23 protein-coding genes are annotated in these 24,629 nt (G+C 66.6%); 8 read left to right on the top strand and 15 right to left on the bottom strand.

Translation table 11 applies throughout. The features are described from left to right. Position 1 precedes the first annotated feature (1 nt). Positions 2 to 1,327, bottom strand: coding sequence for an MFS transporter (locus CMASS_RS04180; protein WP_084684362.1), 1,326 nt, complete (start codon positions 1,325 to 1,327; stop codon positions 2 to 4). Between the two features lie 79 nt (positions 1,328 to 1,406). Here CMASS_RS04180 and CMASS_RS04175 point away from each other — a divergent pair, with 79 nt between their 5' ends. Beyond that, a complete protein-coding gene (locus tag CMASS_RS04175) occupies positions 1,407 to 1,955 on the top strand; it encodes a hypothetical protein (protein WP_022862518.1) in 549 nt (182 codons plus the stop codon). Here CMASS_RS04175 and CMASS_RS04170 read toward each other — a convergent pair. Beyond that, positions 1,952 to 2,914 carry a hypothetical protein gene (locus tag CMASS_RS04170; protein WP_022862519.1) on the bottom strand — a complete coding sequence of 321 codons (963 nt, stop codon included), beginning with the start codon at positions 2,912 to 2,914 and terminating at the stop codon, positions 1,952 to 1,954. The two genes, CMASS_RS04175 and CMASS_RS04170, sit on opposite strands and share 4 nt — an antisense overlap. 136 nt (positions 2,915 to 3,050) lie before the next feature. Next, positions 3,051 to 4,640, bottom strand: a complete 1,590-nt coding sequence (locus tag CMASS_RS04165; protein WP_033399480.1) for a carboxylesterase/lipase family protein — start codon at positions 4,638 to 4,640, stop codon at positions 3,051 to 3,053. An 82-nt stretch (positions 4,641 to 4,722) separates the two neighbouring features. Here CMASS_RS04165 and CMASS_RS04160 point away from each other — a divergent pair, with 82 nt between their 5' ends. Then, complete coding sequence (locus CMASS_RS04160) at positions 4,723 to 5,508, top strand: hypothetical protein (protein ID WP_022862522.1); 786 nt, start codon at positions 4,723 to 4,725, stop codon at positions 5,506 to 5,508. A gap of 141 nt (positions 5,509 to 5,649) precedes the next feature. Then, entirely contained in the window at positions 5,650 to 9,426 is a 3,777-nt protein-coding gene (locus tag CMASS_RS04155) for a multifunctional oxoglutarate decarboxylase/oxoglutarate dehydrogenase thiamine pyrophosphate-binding subunit/dihydrolipoyllysine-residue succinyltransferase subunit (RefSeq protein WP_022862523.1), read from the top strand. A 99-nt stretch (positions 9,427 to 9,525) separates the two neighbouring features. Here CMASS_RS04155 and CMASS_RS04150 read toward each other — a convergent pair whose 3' ends face one another. After that, positions 9,526 to 10,371, bottom strand: a complete 846-nt coding sequence (locus CMASS_RS04150; RefSeq protein WP_156831764.1) for a hypothetical protein — start codon at positions 10,369 to 10,371, stop codon at positions 9,526 to 9,528. Positions 10,372 to 10,434: 63 nt separating this feature from the next. On the opposite strand from CMASS_RS04150, the gene CMASS_RS04145 reads away from it, so the two are divergent. Beyond that, complete coding sequence (locus CMASS_RS04145; protein ID WP_022862525.1) at positions 10,435 to 11,565, top strand: Mrp/NBP35 family ATP-binding protein; 1,131 nt, start codon at positions 10,435 to 10,437, stop codon at positions 11,563 to 11,565. 42 nt (positions 11,566 to 11,607) lie between these two features. On the opposite strand, the gene CMASS_RS04140 is transcribed toward CMASS_RS04145, so the two are convergent. The 3 genes from CMASS_RS04140 to sigE all read right to left on the bottom strand — a co-directional run bounded on the left by CMASS_RS04140 (position 11,608) and on the right by sigE (position 13,326). Next, positions 11,608 to 12,252 (bottom strand): twin-arginine translocase TatA/TatE family subunit, encoded by a 645-nt coding sequence (locus tag CMASS_RS04140; RefSeq protein WP_022862526.1) that lies wholly within the window; start codon positions 12,250 to 12,252, stop codon positions 11,608 to 11,610. 10 nt (positions 12,253 to 12,262) lie between these two features. Continuing rightward, complete coding sequence (locus tag CMASS_RS04135) at positions 12,263 to 12,658, bottom strand: anti-sigma factor family protein (RefSeq protein ID WP_022862527.1); 396 nt, start codon at positions 12,656 to 12,658, stop codon at positions 12,263 to 12,265. Between the two features lie 62 nt (positions 12,659 to 12,720). Beyond that, positions 12,721 to 13,326 carry an RNA polymerase sigma factor SigE gene (sigE, locus tag CMASS_RS04130; RefSeq protein WP_022862528.1) on the bottom strand — a complete coding sequence of 202 codons (606 nt, stop codon included), beginning with the start codon at positions 13,324 to 13,326 and terminating at the stop codon, positions 12,721 to 12,723. Positions 13,327 to 13,504: 178 nt separating this feature from the next. On the opposite strand from sigE, the gene CMASS_RS04125 reads away from it, so the two are divergent. Continuing rightward, positions 13,505 to 14,185 (top strand): O-methyltransferase, encoded by a 681-nt coding sequence (locus CMASS_RS04125; RefSeq protein WP_022862529.1) that lies wholly within the window; start codon positions 13,505 to 13,507, stop codon positions 14,183 to 14,185. 11 nt (positions 14,186 to 14,196) lie between these two features. Here CMASS_RS04125 and glgC read toward each other — a convergent pair whose 3' ends face one another. Further along, positions 14,197 to 15,414, bottom strand: a complete 1,218-nt coding sequence (gene glgC / locus CMASS_RS04120) for a glucose-1-phosphate adenylyltransferase (protein WP_022862530.1) — start codon at positions 15,412 to 15,414, stop codon at positions 14,197 to 14,199. 99 nt (positions 15,415 to 15,513) lie between these two features. Here glgC and glgA point away from each other — a divergent pair, with 99 nt between their 5' ends. Then, a complete protein-coding gene (gene glgA, locus CMASS_RS04115) occupies positions 15,514 to 16,668 on the top strand; it encodes a glycogen synthase (protein ID WP_022862531.1) in 1,155 nt (384 codons plus the stop codon). 12 nt (positions 16,669 to 16,680) lie between these two features. Further along, positions 16,681 to 18,120: a GH32 C-terminal domain-containing protein gene (locus CMASS_RS04110; RefSeq protein WP_022862532.1), complete on the top strand. Its 1,440-nt coding sequence runs from the start codon at positions 16,681 to 16,683 to the stop codon at positions 18,118 to 18,120. A 38-nt stretch (positions 18,121 to 18,158) separates the two neighbouring features. On the opposite strand, the gene CMASS_RS04105 is transcribed toward CMASS_RS04110, so the two are convergent. From CMASS_RS04105 to dapE, 7 genes are read right to left on the bottom strand one after another with little or no spacing between them, the layout of a single operon-like run. Next, complete coding sequence (locus CMASS_RS04105; RefSeq protein ID WP_022862533.1) at positions 18,159 to 19,028, bottom strand: methyltransferase domain-containing protein; 870 nt, start codon at positions 19,026 to 19,028, stop codon at positions 18,159 to 18,161. Between the two features lie 10 nt (positions 19,029 to 19,038). Next, complete coding sequence (locus CMASS_RS04100) at positions 19,039 to 19,206, bottom strand: DUF3117 domain-containing protein (RefSeq protein WP_022862534.1); 168 nt, start codon at positions 19,204 to 19,206, stop codon at positions 19,039 to 19,041. 42 nt (positions 19,207 to 19,248) lie between these two features. After that, the gene (locus tag CMASS_RS04095) at positions 19,249 to 19,527 is read right to left on the bottom strand and encodes a DivIVA domain-containing protein (protein WP_022862535.1); all 279 of its coding nucleotides are present in this window, start codon (positions 19,525 to 19,527) and stop codon (positions 19,249 to 19,251) included. Positions 19,528 to 19,549: 22 nt separating this feature from the next. Next, entirely contained in the window at positions 19,550 to 20,296 is a 747-nt protein-coding gene (locus CMASS_RS04090; protein WP_022862536.1) for a glucosyl-3-phosphoglycerate synthase, read from the bottom strand. After that, positions 20,297 to 21,130, bottom strand: coding sequence for a dihydropteroate synthase (gene folP / locus CMASS_RS04085; RefSeq protein WP_022862537.1), 834 nt, complete (start codon positions 21,128 to 21,130; stop codon positions 20,297 to 20,299). It abuts the gene before it with no gap. Then, a complete protein-coding gene (locus tag CMASS_RS04080; protein ID WP_022862538.1) occupies positions 21,127 to 21,897 on the bottom strand; it encodes an LOG family protein in 771 nt (256 codons plus the stop codon). Before CMASS_RS04080 ends, folP begins: the two co-directional genes overlap by 4 nt. A gap of 39 nt (positions 21,898 to 21,936) precedes the next feature. Next, entirely contained in the window at positions 21,937 to 23,106 is a 1,170-nt protein-coding gene (dapE, locus tag CMASS_RS04075; protein ID WP_022862539.1) for a succinyl-diaminopimelate desuccinylase, read from the bottom strand. A gap of 133 nt (positions 23,107 to 23,239) precedes the next feature. Between dapE and CMASS_RS04070 the strand changes: the two genes are divergently transcribed. Next, complete coding sequence (locus tag CMASS_RS04070) at positions 23,240 to 24,628, top strand: amino acid permease (RefSeq protein ID WP_022862540.1); 1,389 nt, start codon at positions 23,240 to 23,242, stop codon at positions 24,626 to 24,628. The last annotated feature ends 1 nt before the right edge of the window (position 24,629 follow it).

Here is a 24,629-nt window from a genome sequence, read left to right as displayed (position 1 = left end):
GCTACTTAGCGGTCTCTTCGACGCGGGTTCGCTTCAGCGGCTCCCGCGCGAATGCCCAGGCCACCACGCCGATGGGCGCGATGGTGGCGCACAGTAGGAAGGCGACGCGGAAGCTGTAGAGATCGGCAAGCGCGCCGATGGCGATGGGGCCGATGATCTGGCCCAGATCCATCGCCATCTGGAACGACGAGAGGACTTGGCCGCCGGAGCGCTGGTTGCCAATGACATCGCCAAGCGTGGCCTGCTGGGCCGGATTGATAAGCCCGGAGCTGCCGCCGGCGAGGAACGACACGACGAGCAGCGCCGGAGCCGAGTCGACGAAGCCCATTGCGGCCGTAAACACCGTCGTCAGGGTCAGGCCGAGCATGATGAAGGGGCGGCGGCCGTGGGCATCGGCAAGCGTGCCCGAAAACTGCAGAACAATCGCATTGCCAGCGGCGAAGGCTGCCAACGCCAGGCCGGCCACGGCACCGCTGTGGGTGAAGATCGTCGCGGCGAACAGCGGCAGGATGGACACCCGCACGCCCATATTGATCCAGCCGTGGGCGAAGTTCGATGTGAGCACCGCGCGGTACGCCGTATCCCGCCACGCCTGCTGGACACGCATGGGCGGCAGCTGCGTGCCGGCATCGCGCCTGTCCACGTGCTTCGGCATCATCAGCCACACGGTCACGGCCGCGATGATGACGCCCACACCGTAAATGAAGAACGGCCAGCGGAACCCGAGGAATGCCAGCATCGCGCCCACGAGCGGGCCGACGACGTTGCCCAAAAGGAACGCCGTGGAATACGTCGCCGAGGCCCGGCCACGAATGCTCGGCGGGGCAAGGCGGACGATAAGCCCCATCGCGGACACGGTGAACATGGTCGACCCGATGCCCGCCGCCGCGCGCAGCCCGAAGACCTGCCAGAAGTTCTGCGCCAGCGACACCAGCCCCGTGGTCACGCCGACGGTGAACAAACCAATGAGGTAGATGCGCCGGTACCCAAAGGTATTGACCAGATGTCCCGCCACCGGGGCGAAGAGCAACCGGGAGGCGGAAAAGACCGCCACCACTGCCCCGGCGGCGCCGCTGGAGACGTCGAAGCTCACCACGAACTGCGGCAGCAGCGGAGCGATGAGCCCGTAGCCCAGCGCCACGATGACCGCGGCGGATACCAGCACCCAGATCTCCCGCGGAATGGTCGCACGGTACGTCACCGCCTGGCCATCGCTGCCGGAGGTTGGGCCGCTGGCTGCCCGGCCGCCGGCTGTTTGGCGGGCGGTGTCTGCATCGGGAGCGGGATGCGCGGAGTCGGGGCGAGGATGTAAGGAATCACTGGGCATAGCCACTCCGACCATAGCTTACGAACGCATGTTCGAATATCCGGTTTATGTGTCCTGGGTGCGCCTTAGGGTGCGAGCCATGCAGACAACGAACATGAACCTCCGCGACAACCGTTCCTTCCACCAGCCGACACGCGCGCACCACGCCCGTGCACGATTCGCGCAGCCTGACGCAACCGACATCGCCGCGGACATCACCCGGCGCCACGGCGATGTCATCGACCGCGTGCACGCCATCTTCCACCACCCGCGATCCTTGGCGCGCCCACTGCCCACGTGGCGGCCACCGGGAATCACACTGCCCGCAGTCAGCGGGTGCAGCCCCCTGCGCCTGACGGTCACCCGGCACCGCGTCGGCCCGCGGGCCAAGGCGCGCGTGCGCGGATTCGGCGAAACACGAGAGCCGGCCTACCTCATCACCGCACGCCTGGCGGACCCGTCCGGCGGGATCCTCAACGCGGACGCCACCGAGGGTTGGATCCGCAGCTTTATCGGCGGCGAGGACGCCGACGCGGTCCACGAGTTCTCCACCGAGCGCGCCGCCAGCTACGTCTGGCTCGTGGACCGCAACTTCCGCCCGGTGCACTCCCCCATCAGCATGTTCACCGGGCTGAGCAACGCGGCTTAAGCGCCGTCGTCTTCTGTAACGTCCTCGTCGTCGACGTCCTCGTCGTCACTGTCGAGGGCGTCGGGGTCTTCGTCGAACTCCGCGTCGTCTTCGCCAAAGATGTCGTAGACGTCCGGTTCGTCGTAGTCGTCGGCGTTGAAGGCGATAAGCTGCGCCTCCCAGTCGTCGGCCTGCTCGGCGACGAGACCCAAGACATCGAAAAGCCGGTCGAAGTCGGTGTAGGTGCCCAGCTCGAGGGTCTCGGCCGGCAGCTCGATGAGCGGCGGGCCGGGGACGGGAACCGGGACCGGGCCGGGCAGCATCTCCGAGAAGGCATCGAGGCGATCCTGCTCGTTGTCCTCGTCGTGGTGATGCCAGGCGCTGGAGATCGCGTCGTCCTCGCGGTGGTCGGCCGGCCCAAGCGGGGCGTAGCCCAGCGCCTCGACGACGTCGTAGTCATCGTCGCCCTCGCCGGCCAGCTCGTCCTCTTCGTCCCAATCCCAATCGTCGTCGCCGAGGGAATCAGCGTCGAAGGACAGGAACCGCACCACGGCGGTCGGGGTGCCATCGACCACCTCAACGAGCACACGCAGCTCGGAGTCCTCGGCCACGTCGGCGACCACGAGGTGCGGGTTGAACTCGTCCTGGGAGAATTCCAGCTCCGCGATGCGCTCGTCGGTGCCCTCTAATAGGTCGCGCAGGACGGTGACCACCTGGTCGGTGGCGATGTGCCGCGACACGGCGTCGACGGCTGCTTCGACCGAGAACGCGACCGAGACCAGCACCGCCTCGAAGTCGTCGTCGTCCTCGTCGACGTCCGCGGCGGCGATGTAGACATTCGCGGCCGGCAGCAGCGGATCGATCTCCACGAACTGGATTTCCAGCTCCGAGGTGATCGGCACAAACAGCACGTCATCGTTGACGCGAGACTCGATTCCCTCCGCGTCCAAAGCAGCAGCAATGTCCTCGAAAAAGCTCATAACAGGCAATCCGTCCTTGCAGAAGAAGTCGCGGTCGCGGCCTAGCCTACAGCCACCGCGCGTGCACCGGTGCGCAATTCCCAAGTCAGTTGCGTGTCGGAATACTGACTGCCACGCCGGTGCGCGTGGCCGTGGGCTATTCGGTGAGCATCCCCAGCTGTTTGAGCAGCTGCGGCTTGCCGGTGGCCCACTCCAGCATTGTGTATTCCGCCCAGGCCTCGCGCTTGGTCTTTTTCGGGTCTGAAACGACGCGGTCTGTGGCATCGAAAATCTGCGTGTGGCGCTCCGGCAGCGTGTAGGCCGGCCACGTGGTTGGCGCGCCCGGGGTGCCGCCGTGGATGAACTGCGCCCACATGGACTGCATGCGGGCGGTGAGATCGCGCATGTCTTCTTCCGCCCCGAAACTGGTGATACGTCCGGCGCGGGCCGCATGTGGGGTGCCAAAGACGGTGGCGAGCTCCGCGGAATGCACCGCGCCGAGTCCCAAGAGCTGCATGGTCTTCGGCGCGAAGTCGAAGCGGTACATCCACGTCGGGTGGCGCGCGGCATGGGCATCGGCGACGCGGACGGCGGGTGCCCAAAACAGGGCATCGGCAATCAGCTCCGCGAAGTTCTTTCGCGACACCCCGGGGCCGTAGGTGTGGACGAGCTCGCGGGCGCTGTCCTCATCGACGGTGGTGAGCATGCGCACCCCGGCGCGGGTACGGGCCACGCGGCGCTGGTACATGAACTTGCTAAAGCTCGCCTCGTCCGCGTTGGTGCCGATGATGAGCGGGACGGGCGCCTGCGCGCCGCGCTCAAAGGCGGCGATGGGGTGTTCGGGCAGCAGCTCACCGTCGATGGTCGGCGCGTAGCAGGAGTTCAGATTGAGGAGCGCGCCGCTGCGCCACAGCATCGATTGGCCGGCGCGCACCAAGTCGGCGGCGGATTCCTTGCGCAGCTCGTCCACGGCGGTGCGGCGCGGTAGGGCCAGGCGGTGGAGGAACTCGCGCACCCAGGCGGCGGACTGCTCCCGGGAGTGGACGATGCCGATGGGCGGCGACTGCGCGATGGCGCGGTGGAACAACCCGCGCGCGGCAGGCGCGGCCATGAGCGCAAGCACCGCCGCTCCACCCGCGGACTCGCCCATGGCGGTGACGCTTTCCGGATCGCCGCCGAACTGGGCGATGTTCTCGCGCACCCACTCCAGCGCGGCGATGTGATCCCGCATCGCCGGGTTGGCCTCGGCATCGCCCGCCAGTGAGCTGACGTCTAAATACCCCAGCGCGCCCAGCCGGAAATTCACCGAGACGTAGACGCAGTTCATGTTCGCGGCAAGTTCCAGCCCGCGCAGCATGAGCATGTGGGACGACCCCAAGATAAACGAGCCGCCGTGGAAGTAGACCACGACGGGCAGTTGTTCGTCGTTGTTCGGCCGCACGATGTCGAGGTGGAGGCAGTCCTCGGAGCCTAAGACCTTTTCGGTCCAGGAGTACGTCGGCTGCGGTGCGGCGGGCCCGTACTCGGTGCAGTCGCGCACCCCGTCCCAGCGCGGCGCCGGCTCGGGCGCGCGGTAGCGGCGGGCGCCGGAGGTCTCCGCCGCGAACGGCACGCCGCGCCAGGCTCGTACCAACGCAGGGTTATCCCCCACCCCCTCGCTGCACAGGGTGCCTTCCACCCAGCCCGAGGTCGTGCGTACGCGAAGCGGATGCTGTTGCGAATGCGGATGCGCCTGCGACGTCTGCATGGCCACCAGCTTAAGCACGGAACCTTTCATCCGCCGTACACTTTGTGGTCACGAACGCGTCAACCGAAAGGAACCTTTTTAGATGTTTGGTGTCGGCTCGAAAAAGCGCGAGAAAAACGCCCCGCAGCCCGCGGACGATCAGTCCCTGGCGGACAGCGGCGCGCAGGTTCTCGACGTCTACGACATTGATCCGGACAACACCGACCGCTTTACCAAGATCCTGCTCGGCAGCCTCGACCGCGGCGTGTCCGTGCAGTCCGGCGTCATCCGGAAGTACGTCGACCAGCTGCGGGAGAAGAACAAAGACCGCTCGCCGGAGGAGCTGCAGAAGCTTATCGATGGCCACTTTCTCAAGCTGACCACCGGCTCCGGCGCGGGCGCGGGCGTGGCCTCCTCCATCCCCGGCATTGGCCTTATTACTGGTGTGGCCGCCATCGGCGCCGAGTCCCTCGTCTTCTTGGAGGCCGCCGCGTGGTACATCCTGGCCTCGGCCTACCTGCGCGGGGTGGACATCGACGACAAGGAGGAGCGCCGCGCGCTGGTGCTGCTCGTGCTCACCGGCTCCAAGGGCACCGCGCTGGTGGACACGCTCGTGGGCGATTTCGGCACCGGCAAGGGGCTGACCAGCGCGGCGACCCTGTCGCGCTTTTCCGGTCCGCAGCTGACCGGCCTGAACAAGCGCCTGTCCACGATGTTTACGAAGCAGGCCACCAAGCGCCTGAAGTGGGGTTGGGTGTCCAAACTCATGCCGCTGGGCATCGGCGCCGTGCTCGGCTCGATGGCCAACCGCAAGCTGGCGAAGAAGGTCATCGAGCTGGCGCACAGCGAGTTGCGCGAGCTGACCACCGTGCACGCCGACGAGCGCTAGTACCCCACCGCATTGTCAGTAGCGGTCACCGCCGTATCATAGGGACGGACGCTTGTAGCGTTTGCGCTCTTCAAGCTTAAAACCCGCTTTTAAGCAGCACTTTAGACAGCTGAAAGTTAAGGAAAGAGGCGAGCACCTGCCGTGAGCAACTCGAGCATCTACGGCCCGAATGCGTGGCTAATAGACGAACAGTTCCAGCAGTACTCCAAGGATCCCGACTCCGTGGATAAGGAGTGGCGCGAGTACTTCGAGAAAAACGGCGCCCCGAACTCCGCTGACGATAAGTCGGCACAGACGTCTGCGTCCAAGACGGAGACGAAGAAGGCGGCGAACGCTTCCGACGCGGAATCCGACGGCACCGAGGGCGCGTCGATGAAGGAGAAGCAGGAAAGCCGCGAGACCAAGGTCACCGAGAACGTCGCGGAGACCCGCAAGAAGTCTGAGAAGGCGAACCGCCCGGCGGACGCCAAGCAGGGCTCCGACTCCCCGCTCGACCGCATCGGCGAGCAGCCGGAGGCCGGCTCGAAGAAGCTCAAGGGCATGTTCAAGGCCATCGCTAAGAACATGGAAGAGTCCCTCGAGATTCCGACGGCCACCACCGTGCGCGATATGCCGGTCAAGCTCATGTGGGAAAACCGCCAGATGATCAACGATCACCTGAAGCGCACCCGCGGCGGCAAGATCTCCTTTACCCACATCATCGGTTACGCACTGGTCAAGGCTACCCAGATTCACCCGGCCATGAACGTGCGCTACGAGGAAGAAGACGGCAAGCCCACCGTCGTCCAGCCGGAGCACATTAACCTCGGCCTCGCCATCGACCTGCCGCAGAAGGACGGCGAGCGCGCGCTGGTCGTCGCCGCGATTAAGGAGTGCGAGGGCAAGTCCTTCGCCGAGTTCGTGGAGGCCTACGAGGACATCGTCAAGCGCTCGCGCAACGGCAAGCTGACGATGGATGACTTCTCCGGCGTCACCATTAACCTCACCAACCCGGGCGGCATCGGCACCCGCCACTCCATCGCCCGCCTGACCAAGGGCTCCGGCTCGATTATCGGTGTCGGTTCGATGGACTTCCCGGCGGAGTTCGCCGGCGCGTCCAACGACCGCCTGGCAGAGCTCGGCGTGGGCCGCCTGGTCACCCTGACCTCCACCTACGACCACCGCGTCATCCAGGGCGCGGAGTCGGGCGAGTTCCTGCGCACCATTAGCCAGCTGCTTGTCGATGACAAGTTCTGGGACCAGATCTTCGAATCCATGCAGGTCCCGTACGCCCCGCTGCGCTGGGCGCAGGACATGCCGAACACCGGCATCGACAAAAACACCCGCGTCATCGAACTCATCGAGGCGTACCGCTCCCGCGGCCACCTGCTCGCGGACACCAACCCGCTGCGCTGGCACCAGCCGGGCCTGCCCACCCCGGATCACCGCGATCTGGACATGGAGACCCACGGGCTGACCATCTGGGATTTGGACCGCACGTTCAACGTCGGCGGTTTCGGCGGCAAGGAGCGCATGACCCTGCGCGAGGTGCTCACCCGCCTGCGCGCGGCCTACACGCTGAAGATCGGTGCCGAGTACACCCACATCCTCGACCGCGACGAGCGCGCCTGGCTGCGTGACCGCCTTGAGGCCGGCATGCCGAAGCCGACCACCGCGGAGCAGAAGTACATCCTGCAGAAGGTCAACGCCGCCGAGGCGTTCGAGAACTTCCTGCAGACCAAGTACGTCGGCCAGAAGCGCTTCTCCCTCGAGGGCGCCGAGACCCTTATCCCGCTGATGGACTCCATCATCGACACCGGTGCGGACCAGGGCCTCGACGAGGTCGTCATCGGCATGCCGCACCGTGGCCGCCTGAACGTCCTGTTCAACATCGTGGGCAAGCCGCTCGCCCAGATCTTCAAGGAGTTCGAGGGCGACATGAACGGCGGCCAGCTCGGCGGCTCCGGCGACGTGAAATACCACCTGGGTGCGGACGGCAAGCACATCCAGATGTTCGGCGACAACGAGATCAAGGTGAAGCTCGCCGCCAACCCGTCGCACCTGGAGACCGTCAACCCGGTCGCGGTCGGTATTACCCGCGCGCTGCAGGACGAGATCGACAACGGTGGCGACGGCGATGACGCCTACCCGGTCATGCCGGTCCTCCTCCACGGCGACGCCTCCTTCACCGGCCTCGGCGTGGTCCAGGAGACCATCAACCTGTCCCGCCTGCGCGGCTTCGCCGTCGGCGGCACCATCCACATCGTGGTCAACAACCAGGTCGGCTTCACCACCACCCCGGATTCGGGCCGTTCGACCTTCTACTCCACCGACATCGCCAAGGGCTTCGACTGCCCGGTCTTCCACGTCAACGGCGACGACCCGGAGGCCGTCGTGTGGGTCGGCCAGATGGCTGCGGAGTACCGCCGTGCCTTTGGCAAGGACGCCTTCATCGACCTCATCTGCTACCGCAAGCGCGGCCACAACGAGGCCGACGATCCGTCCATGACCCAGCCGGTCCTCTACGACCGCATCGGCAAGCACCAGAGCGTGCGCGAGAGCTACACCAACGAACTGGTCGGCCGCGGCGACCTGAGTGAAGAGGACGCCGAGAAGGCAGCACGCGACTTCAACGATCAGATGGAGTCGGTCTTCTCCGAGGTCAAAAACGCCGACGATGACGGCCCGAAGAAGCAGACCGGCATCACCGACTCGCAGGAGCTCGCCCACGGCCTGGACACCTCGATTACGGCCGATGAGGTCGCCGAGATTGGCAAGGCATTTACCAACGTGCCGGACGGCTTCGAGCTGCACAAGCGCGTGAAGAAGGTGGCCACCTCCCGCGAGAAGATGTCCACTGAGGGCAAGATCGACTGGGCCTTCGGCGAGCTGCTCGCCTTCGGCTCCCTGGCTGACCAGGGCAAGCTGGTCCGCGTCGCCGGTGAGGATTCCCGCCGCGGTACCTTCACCCAGCGCCACGCCGTGCTCTTCGACCCGGCCACCGGCCAGGAGTACAACCCGCTGCACGAGCTCGCGCAATCCAAGGGCAACGGCGGCCGCTTCCTCATCTACAACTCGGCGCTGACCGAGTACGCCGGCATGGGCTTCGAGTACGGCTACTCCGTGGGCAACCAGGACGCCCTGGTGGCCTGGGAGGCGCAGTTCGGCGACTTCGCCAACGGATCGCAGACCATCATCGATGAGTACCTGTCCTCCGGCGAGGCCAAGTGGGGCCAGCTGTCCAGCCTGGTGCTGCTCCTGCCGCACGGCTACGAGGGCCAGGGCCCGGACCACTCCTCCGCCCGCATCGAGCGCTACCTGCAGCTGTGCGCGGAAGGTTCCATGACGGTCGCGCAGCCGTCGGAGCCGGCCAACCACTTCCACCTGCTGCGCCGTCAGGCGCTGGGCAAGATGAAGCGCCCGCTGGTCGTCTTCACCCCGAAGTCCATGCTGCGTAACAAGGCAGCGGTCTCCGCGGTGGAGGACTTCACGGACGTCAAGGCCTTCCGTTCGGTTATCAACGACCCGAACCTGGTCGACCGGAACAACAAGAAGGTCGGCGACACGGACAAGGTCAAGCACATCATCCTGTGCTCCGGCAAGATCTACTGGGATCTGGAAAAGGAGCGTCAGAAGCAGGAGCGTGACGATGTCGCCATCGTCCGCATCGAGATGCTGCACCCGATTCCGTTCAACCGCCTCGACGAGGCGTTCAAGATGTTCCCGAACGCCGAAGAGGTCCGCTTCGTCCAGGACGAGCCGGCCAACCAGGGCCCGTGGCCGTTCCTGCACGAGCACCTGCCGGAGCTGGTGCCGGACATGCCGAAGATGGAGCGCGTCTCCCGCCGTGCGCAGTCCTCGACTGCGACCGGCATTGCCAAGGTGCACCAGATGGAGCAGAAGGCGCTCATCGAAGAGGCCTTTGACTTCGACGACTAGCGCTCACGCTGGCTGATGGGTGCTTTCGCACCCATCCGATACAGCGTCTCGGCCCCCGCTTCCCTTCCCACAGGGAGGCGGGGGCCTTTTTCGGTGCAGCTACAACTCCGCGTCGGAGGAGTCGTCCGAGTCGCCGCCCTCGTTGATCTCCGCCGCGGGCATCTCGGTGGCGACCCATTCGCTGACCGCCTCGCGCACCGCCTTGGCGGCGGCCTTCGCATCACCCTTGCTGGCGCCGCGGTCGTCGGCGTCTTCGGTGATGTCCGCGATGTCGTCGGCAGTGAGGAACTTCGCCACCGAGGAGACCACGTTGCGCTCGTCGCGGTCGAAAAGCTGCTTGTTAAAGATCGGGGTGTAGTTCTCCGGCAACTCCACGTCCGCGTCGTTGGGGCATCCCTCCGCGCTGGAGGGATCGGTGGTGATGAGCTCCGGCGGCAGCGAGCCGATGAGCGCCACGTGCGTGGTGGCCAGGTAGTCCTCGTCGGAATCGCTTTCGCCTTCCTGCGCCGCCTTGTACTTCGGCTCGAGCTCTTCGGCCTCTTCTGGGTTGTAATCCTCGAGCGCCTCGCCGGTACACGCGAGCCACAGATTCGCCTCGCCCGTGCGCAGGGCGTCGCCGGGGCGGTCAGCAGGGACATCGCCAAGCGCGGCCGCGTCCACGAGTTCCGCGCTGCGGCCGGCATTGCGCAGTGACTGCCGGAAAATCTCCGCCACCACCCGATCCTCGGTGTCCGAGGTGGGCACGAGGATCTGCACCGGCGCGTTCGCAATCGCCGGCTCGGCGGCCTGCGGCTGCGCCGCGGCGCACCCGGCAAGGGCGGCCACCGTCATGGCCCCTCCCAGAAGCGTGGCGGCGAGTCGGCGGGCAGGCAGCGTAGCCGGGCCTTGGCGCATGCGGCGTCCTTTCTCCTTGTGGGCAGACGGGTGTGTGTCTGGAGCAGACATTCGGATCTGATGCTACAGGTGCGGATTTACTTTGATTTAAAGGAGACTAAAATGACGCGCAGTATGTCTAACGAAATTACAGAATCCGCAGTCCGGGACGCCCTTTCCCGGGTGGAAGACCCGGAGATTGGCAAGCCGCTCACCGAGCTCGGCATGGTCAAATCCGTGCAGGTCAACGGCTCCGACGTCGACATTGAGCTGTACCTGACCATCGCGGGCTGCCCCATGAAGTCCACCATTCAGCACAACGCCCAGGCCGCCGTCGAGGACATCGACGGCGTTGGCCGCGTCACCATCACCATGGACGTGATGAGCGACGAGCAGCGCCTGGAGCTGAAAAAGCAGCTGCGCGGCAGCCGGTCCGAGCCGGTCATCCCGTTTGCCCAGCCGGACTCCACCACCCGCGTGTTCGCGGTGGCCTCCGGCAAGGGCGGCGTGGGCAAGTCGTCCGTCACGGTGAACCTGGCGGCGGCCCTGCGCGAGCGCGGCCTCAAGGTGGGCATTATCGATGCCGATATTTACGGCCACTCCGTCCCCGGCCTGCTCGGCTCCACCGCCGGGCCGACCGTGCTGGACGAGGAGATGCTCCTGCCGCCGGTCGCCCACGGCATTAAGCACATCTCCATCGGCCAGTTCGTGGAGGGCAACGCCCCGGTGGTCTGGCGCGGCCCGATGCTGCACCGCGCGCTACAGCAGTTCTTGGTCGACGTCTTCTGGGGCGACTTGGACATCCTGCTGCTGGACCTTCCGCCGGGCACCGGCGACGTAGCCCTGTCGGTCGCGCAGCTCATCCCGAACGCGGAGCTGCTCATCGTCACCACCCCGCAGGCGGCGGCCGCGGAGGTGGCCGAGCGCGCCGGCTCCATGTCGCAGCAAACGCGCCAGCGCGTCGCCGGTGTTATTGAGAACATGTCCGCCATGGTCATGCCAGACGGCTCCACCATGGACGTCTTCGGCAGCGGCGGCGGCCAGATCGTCGCCGACCGCCTGAGCACCATCCTCGGCCACGACGTGCCACTTCTGGGCCAGATCCCGCTCGACCCGCCGCTGCGCTCGGCGGGTGACGATGGCGAGCCGATCGTCACCGCCGCACCCGACTCGCCGTCTTCCACGGCACTCGGCGAGGTGGCCGACAAGCTGTCGAAGCGCAAGGACTCGCTCGCCGGCAAGCCGCTGGGCCTGGGAGTGAAGTAGATCGTCTACTGAGCGGGGCGGCAGGCGATCGCCGCCACCGCGCTAAGTGATGTCCGCCCAGGAAAAGCCGCCGCCCGTCCCGTCACCGGCGGCGCTCCCCTGCGCCCCGCGCTCCTGCTCAGTCTGCTGGCGCTTCTGCGCGCGGGAGCCGGGGCGCGGCGGCTGCATCCCCTGGTAGGGCCGGGCAGCCGGTTCGGCCTGTGCCTGTTGCTCGCTATAGATCTGCGAGTAGTCGAAGCCGCGGGTCGCGTGCGCGGAGACCGGCGAGGCGGCGGCGTTCGTCGCGCTCGGGGCATCGGCACCCGCGGTCGTGGCCTCTGGGGACGCGGAGGGTGAGGCGGCGTGCGCAGCCTCGCTGTCCGAGGACTTCTGTGCCGACTTCTTCGGGTTGAAGGCGTCCCACTCGGATCCGTCGCCATCGAAAAGCGCCTTGGTCAGCGCTCCCCGCGGCCCCAGGCGGCCCCACTCGGCGGCTTTGGACAGCGGCTCACGCAGCGGCTCGAATTCGGCGCCGAAGGAATCGAATTCACCGTTGAGCTCTGCCTTGGCGTTGTTGATCGCTTTCCGCGCAGCGTAAATGGCCGCCCGCACGTCCTGGATGACGCCGGGCAGCCGTTCTGGGCCGATAACGATGACGCCGATCACCACGATGGTGAAGATCTCCGGCCAGCCGATACTGGAAAACACGGGGTCTACTTTAGCCCTTGGGCCGGCGGGGCTCGGAGATCGGCCGTGGGTGGCTCGTGAAGGCACGCGCGAGGGCGCCCAGAGCAGATAACTTGGAGCGCCGCGGTTTCGGCTGGGTGGGGTGCGCGTCCTGCGCGGCCGCCTCGTCGAGGTGGGTGAGCTTGGCCAGAAGCTCCGCGGACGCATGCACTTGGCTGGTGTCCGTGGAGCGCTTGAGCCACTCAGATGCCCCCTTCTGGGCGAGCACCTCCGTGCGGCATTCGGCGCAGCGGGCGAAGTGGTAGTCGGCGCGGCGCATGGACTTGCGGTCCATCTCCCCGTCCACGTATGCGGCGAGTGCTTCCGGGCCGAGGTGGCCGATCGGATCCGATACGGGCGCGTCCTGGCGCGGTTTCTGGCTGAACATTTCGATCACCTGCCTACAACAGCGACGTGTGTCGAGCGAGGGAAAGTGTAGACCGCAGCGCGCTAACGCATCCGCAGCAGCGTCCGCGTTTCGGCATTAGAACGCGCCGCTTGCTCCAGCGAGTCCCGCAGCTGCGCGCGGGCGCGGTGGATACGCGAGCGAACCGTGCCCATCTTCACGCCGAGCGTCGCCGCGATTTCTTCGTAGCTCATCCCCACCACGTCACACAGCACCACGGCAACGCGGAAGTCCGGGCTCAGCTCGTCCAGCGCGCGCTGAAGTGCCGGGTCCAGGTTCGCCTCGGAGTAGACCTCCTCCGGGGTGGCCGCATCCCCGGGGACGCGGTCGTAGTCCTCCGGCAGTTGCTCCATCCGGATCTTTTGCCGGTGGCGCACCATGTCCAAAAACAGGTTCGTGGTGATCCGGTGCAGCCAGCCCTTGAACGTGCCGGGCTCGTAGCGGTCGAGCGACCGGAACACGCGCATGAAGGTCTCCTGCGTCAGATCCTCCGCGTCGTGCTGGTTGCCGGCCAACCGGTAGGCCAAGCGGTACACCCCGTCGGCGTGCTCGGCAACGAGCTCGCTCCACGACGGCAGTGCTCCTTCCCCCGCGTCGAACGCGGCGGTCCCAGTAAGGCCGGAGTGGCTTGACTGAGTCACGTTGTCCATAGCTGTATTGTGCAACACACCGTGCCGGATCTCCTAGTTGTGAAGCTTAGGAAAACGCTGATAGCACCACTCCTTTTTGGCGGCGCATACACCACTTTCGCCCCAGCCGTCACAGATTCCGGGCAGCCGGGGCATAGGCTGCCGTGACCAGCACACCCGTCCCCTAGACTAGGCAGGCGTGAGTACTACCGCCTTCGATGCACTGAGCAACTACATCCAGCACACCACCGAGTGTTCCCCGGCCCTGCGCGACGCCTACGCGCATGCGGAGGAATACTCGCTGACGGTGCCCGACTTCCCCACCGGCCAGCTGCTCAGCACCCTTGCCGCCGCCTCCACCGGCCACCGCGGCCAGACGGAGAAGGCGCAAGTGGTCGCCGCCACCCCGGCGGTCTCCGTCGCGGGGCTGTATCTTCTGGAGGGCCTCGGGCAGTCCGGTTCGCTTACCTGCATCGACCCGGAGGCCGAGCACCAGAACCACGCCCGCGAGCTGTTCCGGTCGGCCGGCTATTCCACCTCCCGCGTGCGCTTTTTGCCCTCCCGCCCGCTCGACGTGATGTCCCGCCTGGCCAATGACGCCTACCAGGTCATCTACGCCGACGTCGCGGCCCCGGATCTGAAGGCCACCGTGGAGGCCGCGTGGCCGCTGCTCGCCCCGCACGGCACGCTGGTGCTCGCCGGCTCGCTTCTCGATGGCACCGTGGCCGACGACACCCGCACCGACCGCGACACCGCCAGCGCCCGTGAGGCTGACGCTGTCGTGCGCGATCTGGCGCAGGCGGACTCCGGCGCAGCCGCCCAGGCCACCGTCACCCGCCTCCCCCTCGGCGCGGGCGTGACCTTGGTGACCAAGCGTTAGACCACCTGGCGCTAGACCACCTGGTTCTTACCTACGACCACCACGCCGGCGGCAGAGACCTGAAAGCGCGCCTTGTCGCGCTCGGGGTCCACGCCGACGATTTCGCCGGCGCTGACGGTGACGTTCTTATCCAGGATGGCGTGGCGGACCACCGCCCCGCTTTCCACGCGCACGCCCGGAAACAGCACGGAGCTTTCCACCGTCGCGCCGGCGGCAACGTGCACGTCGGTGGCCAACACCGAGTTGCGCACCGTGCCGCCGGCGACGATGGAACCGGCGGCGACCATGGAGGCCTGCGCGATGCCATCGTGCACCAGCTTGGCCGGCGGCAGGTTCTCATTGTCGGTGGAGTGAATCGGCCAGCTGCGGTTGTACAGGTTGAAAATCGGGTGCACGGAGATGAGATCCATGTGCGCGTCGTAGAACGAGTCGATGGTTCCCACATCGCGCCAGTACCCGCGGTCGCGGTCGGTGGCCCCGGGCACCACGTTGGACATGAAATCGTAGACGTGCGCCTCGCCGCGCTCCACGAATGACGGGATGATGTCGCCGCCCATGTCGTGTTTGGATCCGTCGAAGTTCTCGTCGCGCTGGAGCGCCTCCACCAGCGCGTCGGTGGTGAAGACGTAGTTGCCCATCGACGCGTATGCGGAGTCCGGATCATCTGGCGTGGCGGGCGGATCGGCGGGCTTTTCCACGAACTCGGTGATGGTGCCATCCGCATCCGCCTGGATGCAGCCGAACGCGTGCGCTTCGGCGCGGGGGACGCGGATGCCGGCCACCGAGCAGGCCTTGCCGGATTCGATGTGCTCGTCGACCATCTGGCGCGGGTCCATCCGGTAGACGTGGTCGGCGCCGAAGACGATGACGTAGTCGGGGCGCTCGTCATAGATGAGGTTGAGCGACTGCAAAATGGCGTCAGCGGAGCCGTTGTACCAGCGCTTGCCGCGGCGCTGCTGGGCGGGCACGGACGCGATGTACTGCGGGATGGGGCCCGACAGGTTCCAGGCCTGGGAGATGTGGCGGTCGAGCGAGTGGGATTTGTACTGAGTCAGCACCGCGATCTTGTAGAAACCGGCGTTGACCAGGTTGGACAAAACGAAGTCGATGAGGCGGTAGGAACCACCAAAGGGCACGGCTGGCTTGGCGCGGTCTTCGGTCAGGGGGAACAGGCGCTTTCCTTCCCCGCCGGCGAGGACAATGGCAAGGACATTCGGCTGGCTCTTCACAGTGTTTAACTTAGGCTAAAAATTCGGCCTTGGCACCACTTGTACTCGCCTATTTTTCTCCCTCCGGGGGCCTGTGCCCTGCAGGTACAGTGTGACGTTATGAGAGCGGGAATCTTTACGCGGGAGTATCCACCTGAGGTCTACGGCGGCGCCGGCGTCCACGTCGCGGAGCTCACCCGGCATCTGCGCCAGCTTGTCGATGTCGACGTTCACTGCTGGGGAGAGCCCCGCACCGAGGCCGGGGTCACCGCCCACGCCGCGGACCCGGAACTAGCCGGGGCTAATCCCGCTCTGCGCACGCTGTCGACGGGCCTGCGCATGGCGGACGCGGCGAGCGAGATCGACGTCGCTCACTCACACACGTGGTACGCGGGCCTGGCCGGCCACTTGGCGGGCACACTCTACGGCGTGCCCCACGTGGTCACTGCCCACTCGCTCGAGCCGCACCGCCCGTGGAAGCGCGAGCAGCTCGGCGGCGGCTACGACGTGTCGTCGTGGTCGGAGAAGAACGCGATGGTAAACGCTGACGCGATTATCGCTGTTTCGCGCGGCATGAAGAACGCGATTGTCGATGCCTACCCGGACATCGATGAAGACAAAATCCACGTGGTGCTCAACGGCATCGACACGCAAGTGTGGCAGCCGCGCCACGGCACCTACCTCGACTCGCTCGGCGTCGACCGCTCCCGCCCCATTGTCGCCTTCGTCGGGCGCATCACCCAGCAAAAGGGCGTCGAGCACTTGCTCAAGGCCGCGCGCTCTTTCCACCCGGACACCCAGCTCATCTTGTGCGCCGGCGCCCCCGACACCCCGGAGATCAAGGGCCGAGTGGAAAAGCTCGTGGCCACCCTGCAGGCCGAACGCGATGGCGTGTGGTGGATTCAGGAAATGCTAGACAAAGACCGCGTGCAGCAGGTCTACACCGCCGCCGACGTGTTCGTGTGCCCGTCCATCTACGAGCCGCTGGGCATCGTCAACCTGGAGGCCATGGCGTGCGGCACCGCCGTCGTCGCCTCCGATGTCGGCGGCATCCCCGAGGTGGTCAGCGACGGCGACACCGGGCGGCTCGTCCACTACGACGCGTCCCACCCTGCGGAATTTGAAGAGCGCCTCGCCGGGGCTGTGAATGACGTAGTAAGCCAAAGTGGCCTGACTGAGAAGATGGGTACACTCGGGCGCGCACGAGCGATAGACAACTTTAGTTGGAGTACTATCGCCACTCAGACTTTGAACGTGTACGAATCGTTGATGTAGGAAGCTTCGCTGATGGATCGAAAAGTTCACCGACCGGAATTGCACTTCGCGCCGGAGGAGGGTGTGGTCGAAGCACCCGCCGGAGTCTTGCTCAACGACAAGGTATGGCACCTGTGGTTCCAGTACCGCCGCAGCGTGGACGGCCCGTTCCGCTGGGGACACAACGTCTCCGAGGACACTCCCTTTGACTGGCTGGAGTGCGACGACGCGCTCGGCCCGAACGAGGAGGAAAAGACCGTCCGCGCCGGCTCGGTGGCGGCTATCGATGACTCGGTGTGCCTCTACTACACCTCGGTGACCGCCGACGAGACCCGCATCGAGCTGGCCCGCTACATCGACTTCAACGACGCCTGCGAGCTGTCGGACGACTGCACGGTCCTCGACCAGAACGTCGAGCGCGTCGCCGTGGTGGCCGACGATTCCACCGCCGAAGGTTTCCACTCGTTCCGCTCCCCCTGCGTCGTGCCCGATTGGGCCGGCGAAGACCGCCAGGAGCCGCACTCCGGCTGGCTGATGCTCGCGCTGACCGGCGACCTCGACGATCCGCGCCCGGTCGTGCTCAAGAGTGAAGACGGCAAGGACTGGTCGTTCGTGGGCCCAGTGACCTTCGACGGCGATTCCGGCTTCGCCGCCCACGACGGCGCGCTGCCGCCGGTGGTCTCGCCGCGCATCCTGCGCCTGCGCGACGAAGTGGACGGCAAGATCTACGACGTCGTGCTAGTCACCCTCGAGGTCGATCAGCAGGGCGAGATCTCCGGCTACGTCGTCGGCGAGCTGGAAGGCTCCGTCTTCCACGTCTCCCAGCCGTTCCAGCGCGTGGACTTCGGGCACGACTTCACCCGCCCGCGCAACGTCAACTACACCGAGGGCACCATCGACAAGGCCACGCGTTACGATGCCGCGCTCCTCTTCGGCCTGTTAAACGGCCACGGCCGCCGCGACGAGCCGGCCGCGCACCCGTCGCTGACCGCGGAAGGCTGGGCCAACGCGCTGTCGCTGCCCCGCCGGGTGAGCCTGCAGGGCGGCAAGCTGTTCCAGACGCCGCCGAACGGGCTTCCCGATGCGGTGGCCGACTCGCGGTACGCCCGCATGTGGACCGGGCTGATGGACGTGCCGGAGGGCTCCAAGGTCACCGTCGAGCTGCTCAACGAGCGCGGCAACCCGGCCGCCGTCATCGAGCACGTGGGCGAGACCCTCACCCTGGATCGCTCCATGGGTGTCGCGTTCGACGCGCGCTACGCCAACGAGCCGAAGGCCCAGGCCCACCTGGACGAGGGCGATTCCGACTCGCTGACCATCATCGTCGACGGCTCCACCGTCGAGGTTTTCGCCGACAGCGGCCAGGTGGCCATGGCATCGCGCGTGTACTTCGTCGGCGGTTGCTCCGGCTTCCGCGTCACCACCGAGGGCGACGCGGAGATTTTGCGCGAGTTCGAACGTGCGGGAGCGTAAACGCTCCCGCACGTGATTACGAACGCTCCCGCGCGTGATTACGCGGCGGCGCGCAGGCGGTCCAGCCGCGCGTGTGCGGTGACCGTGAGCTGATCGGGCAGCGCCTGCACGCGGCGCTCCAGCTCAGCCGGCTCAATGTGGCGGGCCGAGGGGCTCATGCCCACCTGGGCCTTGATGGACTCACGGTCCAAGGTGATGGGGAACGAGATGTCCTGCGGCTCGGCGGCCTGTTCGAGGTAGCCCGCCGCCTGCTCGTACATCCGCTCAACCTTGCCGTCTTCCACGCCCAGAATGCCGAGCGGCTCGCGCAGCTCATCCAAGTGGCCAGCGCCCGGGGTCAGCACCACCACTTCCCCGCCGGGTGCAAGGACGCGCTGGAACTCGGCTGGGTTGCGCGGCGCGAAGATGACGGTAATAGCGTCCACCGAGTTGTCGCGCAGCGGGAGGCGCTCCCACACGTCGGCGACCACTGCGCCCACCCGCGAGTGGCACTTAGCCAGGTGTTTTGCGGCTGGGACGGACACGTCCAGCCCGATGCCGCACGAGCCGTCGATGGAATCCAGGGTGTGCGACAGGTAGTAGCCGGTGCCGGCGCCGACTTCGAGGAAGGTCGGCACCGCGGCATCGCCAAGCTCGCGGTGCTCCACCACGTCCTGCACGGCGTCCGTCACCGCCTCCACGAAGGGGGCGAAGTGGCCGCGGGACAGGTACGCCTCGCGGGCGTTGACCATGTCGATATCGTCGCCCTCGTGCTTGAGCCCAGCCCCCGGAGCCAAGGTGACGTAGCCCTGCTTGGCCACGTCGTAGGAATGCCCCGAGGTAGAAACCAAGCGGCGGAAGTCATCCGCGCCTTGAAGATCGGTTCCGTCGTTCGGATCGGCGAGAGCGTGGATTACATCAGCAAGCATGAATGTAAGACTAACCGGTCACTTCCGTGAGCAAAGAACCAAGCTCCGCCGCCTCGTCGTGGCTGAGCTCGAGGACAATGCGTCCACCGCCCTCGGAAGGAATGCGCATGACAATCTTGCGCGATTCCTCGACCGCCTCCATGGGGCCACCGGTGGTCCGCGGTTTCATTGCTGCCATTGCCGTTTCCTCTCCGACCGAGTTTTAGGTACCCTGACCAGTTTAGCCCTTTTCGGCCGCCGCGTGTGGATTGCGCTGGGCGGCCAGCTCGTGGAGCAGCGCATCCACCTGGTCTTGCCGGTAGCCGCGCGGGACGACGTCGAATGCGACGGCGCCGAAATCACCCTGCCGTACCGCCTGGGCATTGTGCGCGTTGAGATCCACCTCCAGGTCGGGGCGGGCCGGCATGACCTTCTCGCCGCCGAAGAAGTAGGTAAAGCTCCACGTGCCGATGACGACGAAGGCGGCAAGGATCAGGATGAGGAAAATCCAGGACAGCATGAGGTTCCTTTCCACTGAGGCTCTAGGCGAGGGTCGCAAGCGGCGGGCGCTCGCTTAAGTCGAAGTCCTCCAAGGGGCGCTCCAGCGCCCGGGCGAGGATGGTGCCGGAAACGACGTCGGCCATCTGGGTTAACTGCGACAGCGGCCGGTTGCGGTGCACACGCGGGGCGAGCTGCGCCTGGGCGATGGCGTCCGCACCGAAGCGGCGGGCGAAATCGATGAGCAGACCCGACTCGACGCCGTAGCCCGCGACGAACGGCACCTGCACCGCTGCTTCGCGCCGCACCGCGTACTCGCCGCCAAGTGGCTGGTTGATGCCGTTTAACTCCGGGAAGAAGTGGCGCAGCAGCGGCTTCGCAGTAAGTTCAGTGACGCGGCCGCCACCGGCAGGTTTGCCCTCAAAGGTGCGGCGATAGGCCGCCCGCACCATCTGCACGTCCGGATCTGCAAACGGCGCGATGAGCGAGCGGACCATCCCCGGCTCGGCGGACTCCAAGTCGGCGTCGACGAAGACGACGATGTCGCCGCCGGCGGCGTGTACCCCGCGCCACAGGGATTCGCCCTTGCCCGGCCGCGGGGCAATGTCGGGCAACGGGTCACGCCAGTTGACCACCGTCGCCCCGGCGCCGGCGGCCTGCCGGGCGGTACCGTCCTGCGAGTCGGCGTCGATGACCAACACCTCGGCGGGGCCGTCGGCGCGGCAGGCGCGCACGACGTCGGCCACGGTTGCTTCCTCATTGAGCGCCGGGATGACCACGGACACCTTCATCTATGCCAGCCCTCTCGTCGTCGCCAGCGGCGGGATGTCACCGCGGATCGCGGCAATCATTTGGATTATATCGGCAGTTTCCGCCACCTCGTGGGCGCGGAAGGCCGCCACCCCGCGCTCGGCCGCCCACGCCGTCGCCGCGAGCGTGCCGGGCACGCGCTTGTCGATGCCCCGGTCCAGCGTCTCGCCCACGAAGTCCTTGTTGGACAGCGCCATGAGCACCGGCCAGCCGGTGGCCACGAGCTCGTCGACCCGGCGCAGGAGCTCGAGCCCGTGCCAGGTGTTTTTGCCGAAGTCGTGGGTCGGGTCGATGAACGTGAGCTCCGGCGGGCAGCCCAGACCGGCCGCGTGCTCGGCGGCGCGCGTGGTTTCCGCGATGACGTCGGCCACCACGTCGTCGTAGTGCACGCGGTGCGGGCGGGTGCGCGGGGTGATGCCCCCGGTGTGCGAGCAGACGTACCCGACGCGGTAGTGGCCAGCGACCTCCACCAACTGCGGGTCCCAGCCCGCCCAGGTGTCGTTGACTAAGCCGGCGCCGGCCTCCACCGCCGCCGCGGCCACCCCGGAGCGCCACGTGTCGACGGAGATGAGCACGTCCGGGAAGCGCTCGTGCATCGCCGCGATCGCCGGCACGACGCGGTCGATCTCCTCCGCGGCGTCCACCGCGGTACCGGGACCGGCCTTGACGCCGCCGACATCGAGAATCGTCGCGCCGCTCGCTACCGCCTCCCCGGCGCGGCGCACCGCGTCGTCGAGCCCGAAGGTCGCGCCCTTGTCGTAGAAGGAGTCCGGGGTGCGATTGATGATCGCCATGACCCGCGGCAGATCGGTCATGAGTGGTCTTTCACCCGCTTGTCCGACATGATGGCGTGAGCCTTTTTAATGTGGCTGACCGCCTCGTCCACCGAGTCGGTGGTGAGGAACAGGTCGAGATCCTCACGATTAATGTAGCCGCTTTCGGCCAGGGTGTTTGTCATCCAGTCCACCAGCCCGGACCAGTAGTCCGAGCCCAACAGCACGATCGGGTAGTTGGTCACCTTGCCGGTCTGGACCATGCAGGCGACCTCGAAGAACTCGTCCATCGTGCCCATGCCGCCCGGCAGGCACACGAACGCCTGGGAGTACTTGAGGAACATCGTCTTGCGAGCGAAGAAGTAGCGGAAGTTGATCCCTAAGTCGACGTACTCGTTAAGCCCCTGCTCGAAGGGCAGCTCGATGCCCAGCCCGATGGACATGCCGTCGCCCTCGGTGGCGCCGCGGTTAGCCGCCTCCATGATGCCGGGCCCGCCGCCGGTAATGACGGCGTATTCGGCCTGCGCCAGCGCGCGGCCCAGCTCCACGGCGAGCTGGTAGTAACGGTCGCCTTCCGGGGTGCGGGCCGAGCCGAAGACGGTGACGGCCTTCGGCAGCTTGGACAGCGCGTCGAAGCCGGCGACGAACTCGCCCTGGATGCGCAGGACGCGCCACGGATCGGCGTGCTGCCATTCGTGGTCCGCGCCGGATTCCAGCAGGCGCTGGTCGAAGGTCGATTCCTGCTCGCCGTCGCTGCGCAGAAGAAGCGGGCCGCGCAGGGTGCGGTTGTGGTTGACGTCCGGGGCCATTGTTCTCCTCGTGGTGCGGATCGTTTACGTGCGAATATGTTAGGCGGTCAGGTAGTCCCGCAGGGATTGCGCCAGCTCGGTGATCTGGGTGACCGGGCACTGCTCGTCTTCCTTGTGGGCATAGCCCGGGTCGCCAGAACCGAAGTTCACCGCCGGCACGCCTTGCGCGGAGAAGCGAGCGACGTCGGTCCAGCCGAATTTGGCGCGGACGTTGCCTCCCACGGCATCGATAAGCGCCTGCGCGGCCGGCTGCCCCAGCCCCGGCAGGGCGCCGCCGACGGCGTCGTCGACCTCATAGGTCACCTCACCGGGGGCCGCCTCCTTCTCCCCGCCCGGGTTTTCCTGCCCGCGGTCTAGCCCCAGGGCCTCGAGCATGTGGTCCATGGCTTGGTCGAGCGAGCGATCCGGCGCGTAGCGGAAGTTCACGAACATCCACGCCTCATCCGGCAGGGTGTTGGTGGCCACGCCGGACTCCAGGTGCACGATGTTGAGCCCCTCGCGGTACTCGCAGCCGTCGATGGTGATCCGTCGCGGCTGGTACTCGGCGATGCGGGTCATCACCGGCGCCAGGTCGTGGGCGGCGTTGTGGCCCAGCCAGGCGCGGGCGGAGTGCGCGCGGGTGCCGTGGGCAGTCACACGCAGGCGGATGGTGCCCTGGCAGCCGGCCTCCACCATGCCGCCGGACGGCTCGCCCAACAGCGCGAAGTCCGCCTCCAGCCACTCCGGGTGATCGCGCTGCAGGTGGCCCAGCCCGTTGTAGCGCGAGGCGATCTCCTCGCCGTCGTAGGCGATGAGGGTGAGATCGTGCGCGAGCTCCGCGGCGTCCCACAGCTGCGCGAACGCGTTCAGGTAGACCGCCAGGCCGGACTTCATGTCGACCGCGCCGCAGCCGAAGATGACGTCCTCGCCGGAGTCGTCTTTTCCCATGTGGTGCGGGACGTTGTCCGCAATCGGCACCGTGTCGATGTGCCCGGCAAGCACCACGCGGTCGCTGGCTCCGCGGTGGGTGCGGGCGCACACGGTGTTGCCGAAGCGGGCGATCTCGAGGCGGCCGGATGCTTCTTCCGGGGCATCGGCAAGCGCACGCAACGCGGCCTCGATGGCGTCGGCGATGGCCTCCTCGCTGTGGGAGGGGCTGGGGATGTCGATGAGCTGGCGGGTCAGCTCCACCGGGTCGGCGTGCAGGTCGAGTTTCTGGCAAGTAGTCACGCCCGGCACCTTACCCCGCCGACTCCGACCCGCGCGGGAAAGCCGTGTAGACTCGCCGCCCAAACCCCCACAGGCCGGCACACGGTTGCGGTCGCGTGGGCTCGACATAGCGAAATGGAAAAGGAGCTCTTTGATGAGTGACACACAGCCAGCGCCGCGGCTCAAACAGCGGCACTTGACGATGATGGGTCTCGGTTCCTCCATCGGAGCCGGCCTCTTCCTGGGTGTGGGCCTGGGGATCCAACAATCCGGCACGTCCATCCTCATCTCCTATGGCCTCGCGGGTCTGCTCGTGGCCTTCGTGATGACGCTTCTGGCCCAAATCTCGGCCGCGCGGCCGTCTTTGGGTTCCTTTTCCACCTATGGCGGCCAGGCATTCGGTAACTGGGCCGCGTTCGTCCTCGGCTGGCTGTGGTGGTTCCTGCTGGTCATGGTCATGGGCGCGGAGATCACCGGCGCGGCCAGCATCATCGGCGGTTGGTTCGGCATCGCCCCGTGGATCCCGGCGCTTATCGCCGTCGTCATCTTCACCGTCATCAACTTCGCCGCCGTGGGCGGCTTCGGCGAGTTCGAGTTCTGGTTCAGCGTGATCAAGGTCGCGGTGATCATCCTCTTCATGGTCTTAGGCGCCCTGCTCGCGCTGGGCTGGTGGCCGGACACGCCGCCGGTGGAGCTGTCCAACTTCACTGAGAACTTCCTCCCGCACGGCATCGGTGGTTTCGCCGCCGGCCTGTTGTCGGTGGCCTTCGCCTTCGGCGGCATCGAGGTCATCACCGTGGGCGCGGCCGAGTCCGAGGACCCGGCAAACTCGGTGAAGAAGGCGCTGCGCGCGTTCATCGTGCGCGTGCTCATCTTCTACTTGGGCTCGGTGCTGGTCATCGCGCTGCTGTTGCCGTTCGACCAAATCCAGGATGCCGATACCGCGACCGAGTCGCCGTTTACCCAGGTGCTGGATCTGGCGCATATCCCGGCGGCCAGCTTCATCATGGAGGTCGTCATCGTCACCGCGCTGCTGTCGTCGTTCAACGCGCAGATTTACGGCACCTCGCGCGGGGTGTTTTCCATGGCCCGAAACGGCAACGCGCCGCGGATCTTCCGCCGCACGAATGCCTCCGGCTCGCCGCACGCGGCGGTAGTGCTGTCCACCATCGTGGCCTTCGGCTCGGTGGGCCTGCAGATGTGGAACCCGCCGGGACTTTTGGAATTTTTGTTCAACGCCGTGGGCGGCTGCCTGGTGGTCATCTGGGTATGGACGGTGGCCACCTACATCAAGCTGCGTCCGGAGATGGTCCGCTCGGGTGAATTGAGCGGCCAGGGCAGCCGCATCATCCCGTGGGTTCTGCTCGTCGCGTTTGCGGGCCTGGTCGGGCTCATGGTGTGGGACGACAATTCGCGCGGGCAGATCGTCAGCGTCCTCATCCTGACGGCGCTGCTGGTGGTGCTGGCGGTGGTGCTGCCCATCGGAAAGCGCGGCTCTGGTGAATCCGCCAAGGCTGTGAAGAATGAGGCGGAAGTGAGTTAGT

Origin of the sequence: Corynebacterium massiliense DSM 45435, from assembly GCF_028609805.1 — a bacterium.
Classification (GTDB): Bacteria; Actinomycetota; Actinomycetes; order Mycobacteriales; family Mycobacteriaceae; genus Corynebacterium; species Corynebacterium massiliense.
The sequence above is the reverse complement of the archived record's forward strand: the minus strand, read 5'-3'. Positions and strand labels throughout refer to the sequence as shown.

Excerpts from the sequence above, each read along its gene's own strand:
- CMASS_RS04180 (WP_084684362.1), bottom strand. The coding sequence starts at position 1,327 with ATGCCCAGTGATTCCTTACATCCTCGCCCCGACTCCGCGCATCCCGCT.
- CMASS_RS04175 (WP_022862518.1), top strand. The coding sequence starts at position 1,407 with ATGCAGACAACGAACATGAACCTCCGCGACAACCGTTCCTTCCACCAG.
- CMASS_RS04170 (WP_022862519.1), bottom strand. The coding sequence starts at position 2,914 with ATGAGCTTTTTCGAGGACATTGCTGCTGCTTTGGACGCGGAGGGAATC.
- CMASS_RS04165 (WP_033399480.1), bottom strand. The coding sequence starts at position 4,640 with ATGCAGACGTCGCAGGCGCATCCGCATTCGCAACAGCATCCGCTTCGC.
- CMASS_RS04160 (WP_022862522.1), top strand. The coding sequence starts at position 4,723 with ATGTTTGGTGTCGGCTCGAAAAAGCGCGAGAAAAACGCCCCGCAGCCC.
- CMASS_RS04150 (WP_156831764.1), bottom strand. The coding sequence starts at position 10,371 with ATGTCTGCTCCAGACACACACCCGTCTGCCCACAAGGAGAAAGGACGC.
- CMASS_RS04145 (WP_022862525.1), top strand. The coding sequence starts at position 10,435 with ATGTCTAACGAAATTACAGAATCCGCAGTCCGGGACGCCCTTTCCCGG.
- CMASS_RS04135 (WP_022862527.1), bottom strand. The coding sequence starts at position 12,658 with ATGTTCAGCCAGAAACCGCGCCAGGACGCGCCCGTATCGGATCCGATC.
- sigE (WP_022862528.1), bottom strand. The coding sequence starts at position 13,326 with ATGGACAACGTGACTCAGTCAAGCCACTCCGGCCTTACTGGGACCGCC.
- glgA (WP_022862531.1), top strand. The coding sequence starts at position 15,514 with ATGAGAGCGGGAATCTTTACGCGGGAGTATCCACCTGAGGTCTACGGC.
- CMASS_RS04110 (WP_022862532.1), top strand. The coding sequence starts at position 16,681 with ATGGATCGAAAAGTTCACCGACCGGAATTGCACTTCGCGCCGGAGGAG.
- CMASS_RS04105 (WP_022862533.1), bottom strand. The coding sequence starts at position 19,028 with ATGCTTGCTGATGTAATCCACGCTCTCGCCGATCCGAACGACGGAACC.
- CMASS_RS04100 (WP_022862534.1), bottom strand. The coding sequence starts at position 19,206 with ATGGCAGCAATGAAACCGCGGACCACCGGTGGCCCCATGGAGGCGGTC.
- CMASS_RS04095 (WP_022862535.1), bottom strand. The coding sequence starts at position 19,527 with ATGCTGTCCTGGATTTTCCTCATCCTGATCCTTGCCGCCTTCGTCGTC.
- CMASS_RS04090 (WP_022862536.1), bottom strand. The coding sequence starts at position 20,296 with ATGAAGGTGTCCGTGGTCATCCCGGCGCTCAATGAGGAAGCAACCGTG.
- folP (WP_022862537.1), bottom strand. The coding sequence starts at position 21,130 with ATGACCGATCTGCCGCGGGTCATGGCGATCATCAATCGCACCCCGGAC.
- CMASS_RS04080 (WP_022862538.1), bottom strand. The coding sequence starts at position 21,897 with ATGGCCCCGGACGTCAACCACAACCGCACCCTGCGCGGCCCGCTTCTT.
- CMASS_RS04070 (WP_022862540.1), top strand. The coding sequence starts at position 23,240 with ATGAGTGACACACAGCCAGCGCCGCGGCTCAAACAGCGGCACTTGACG.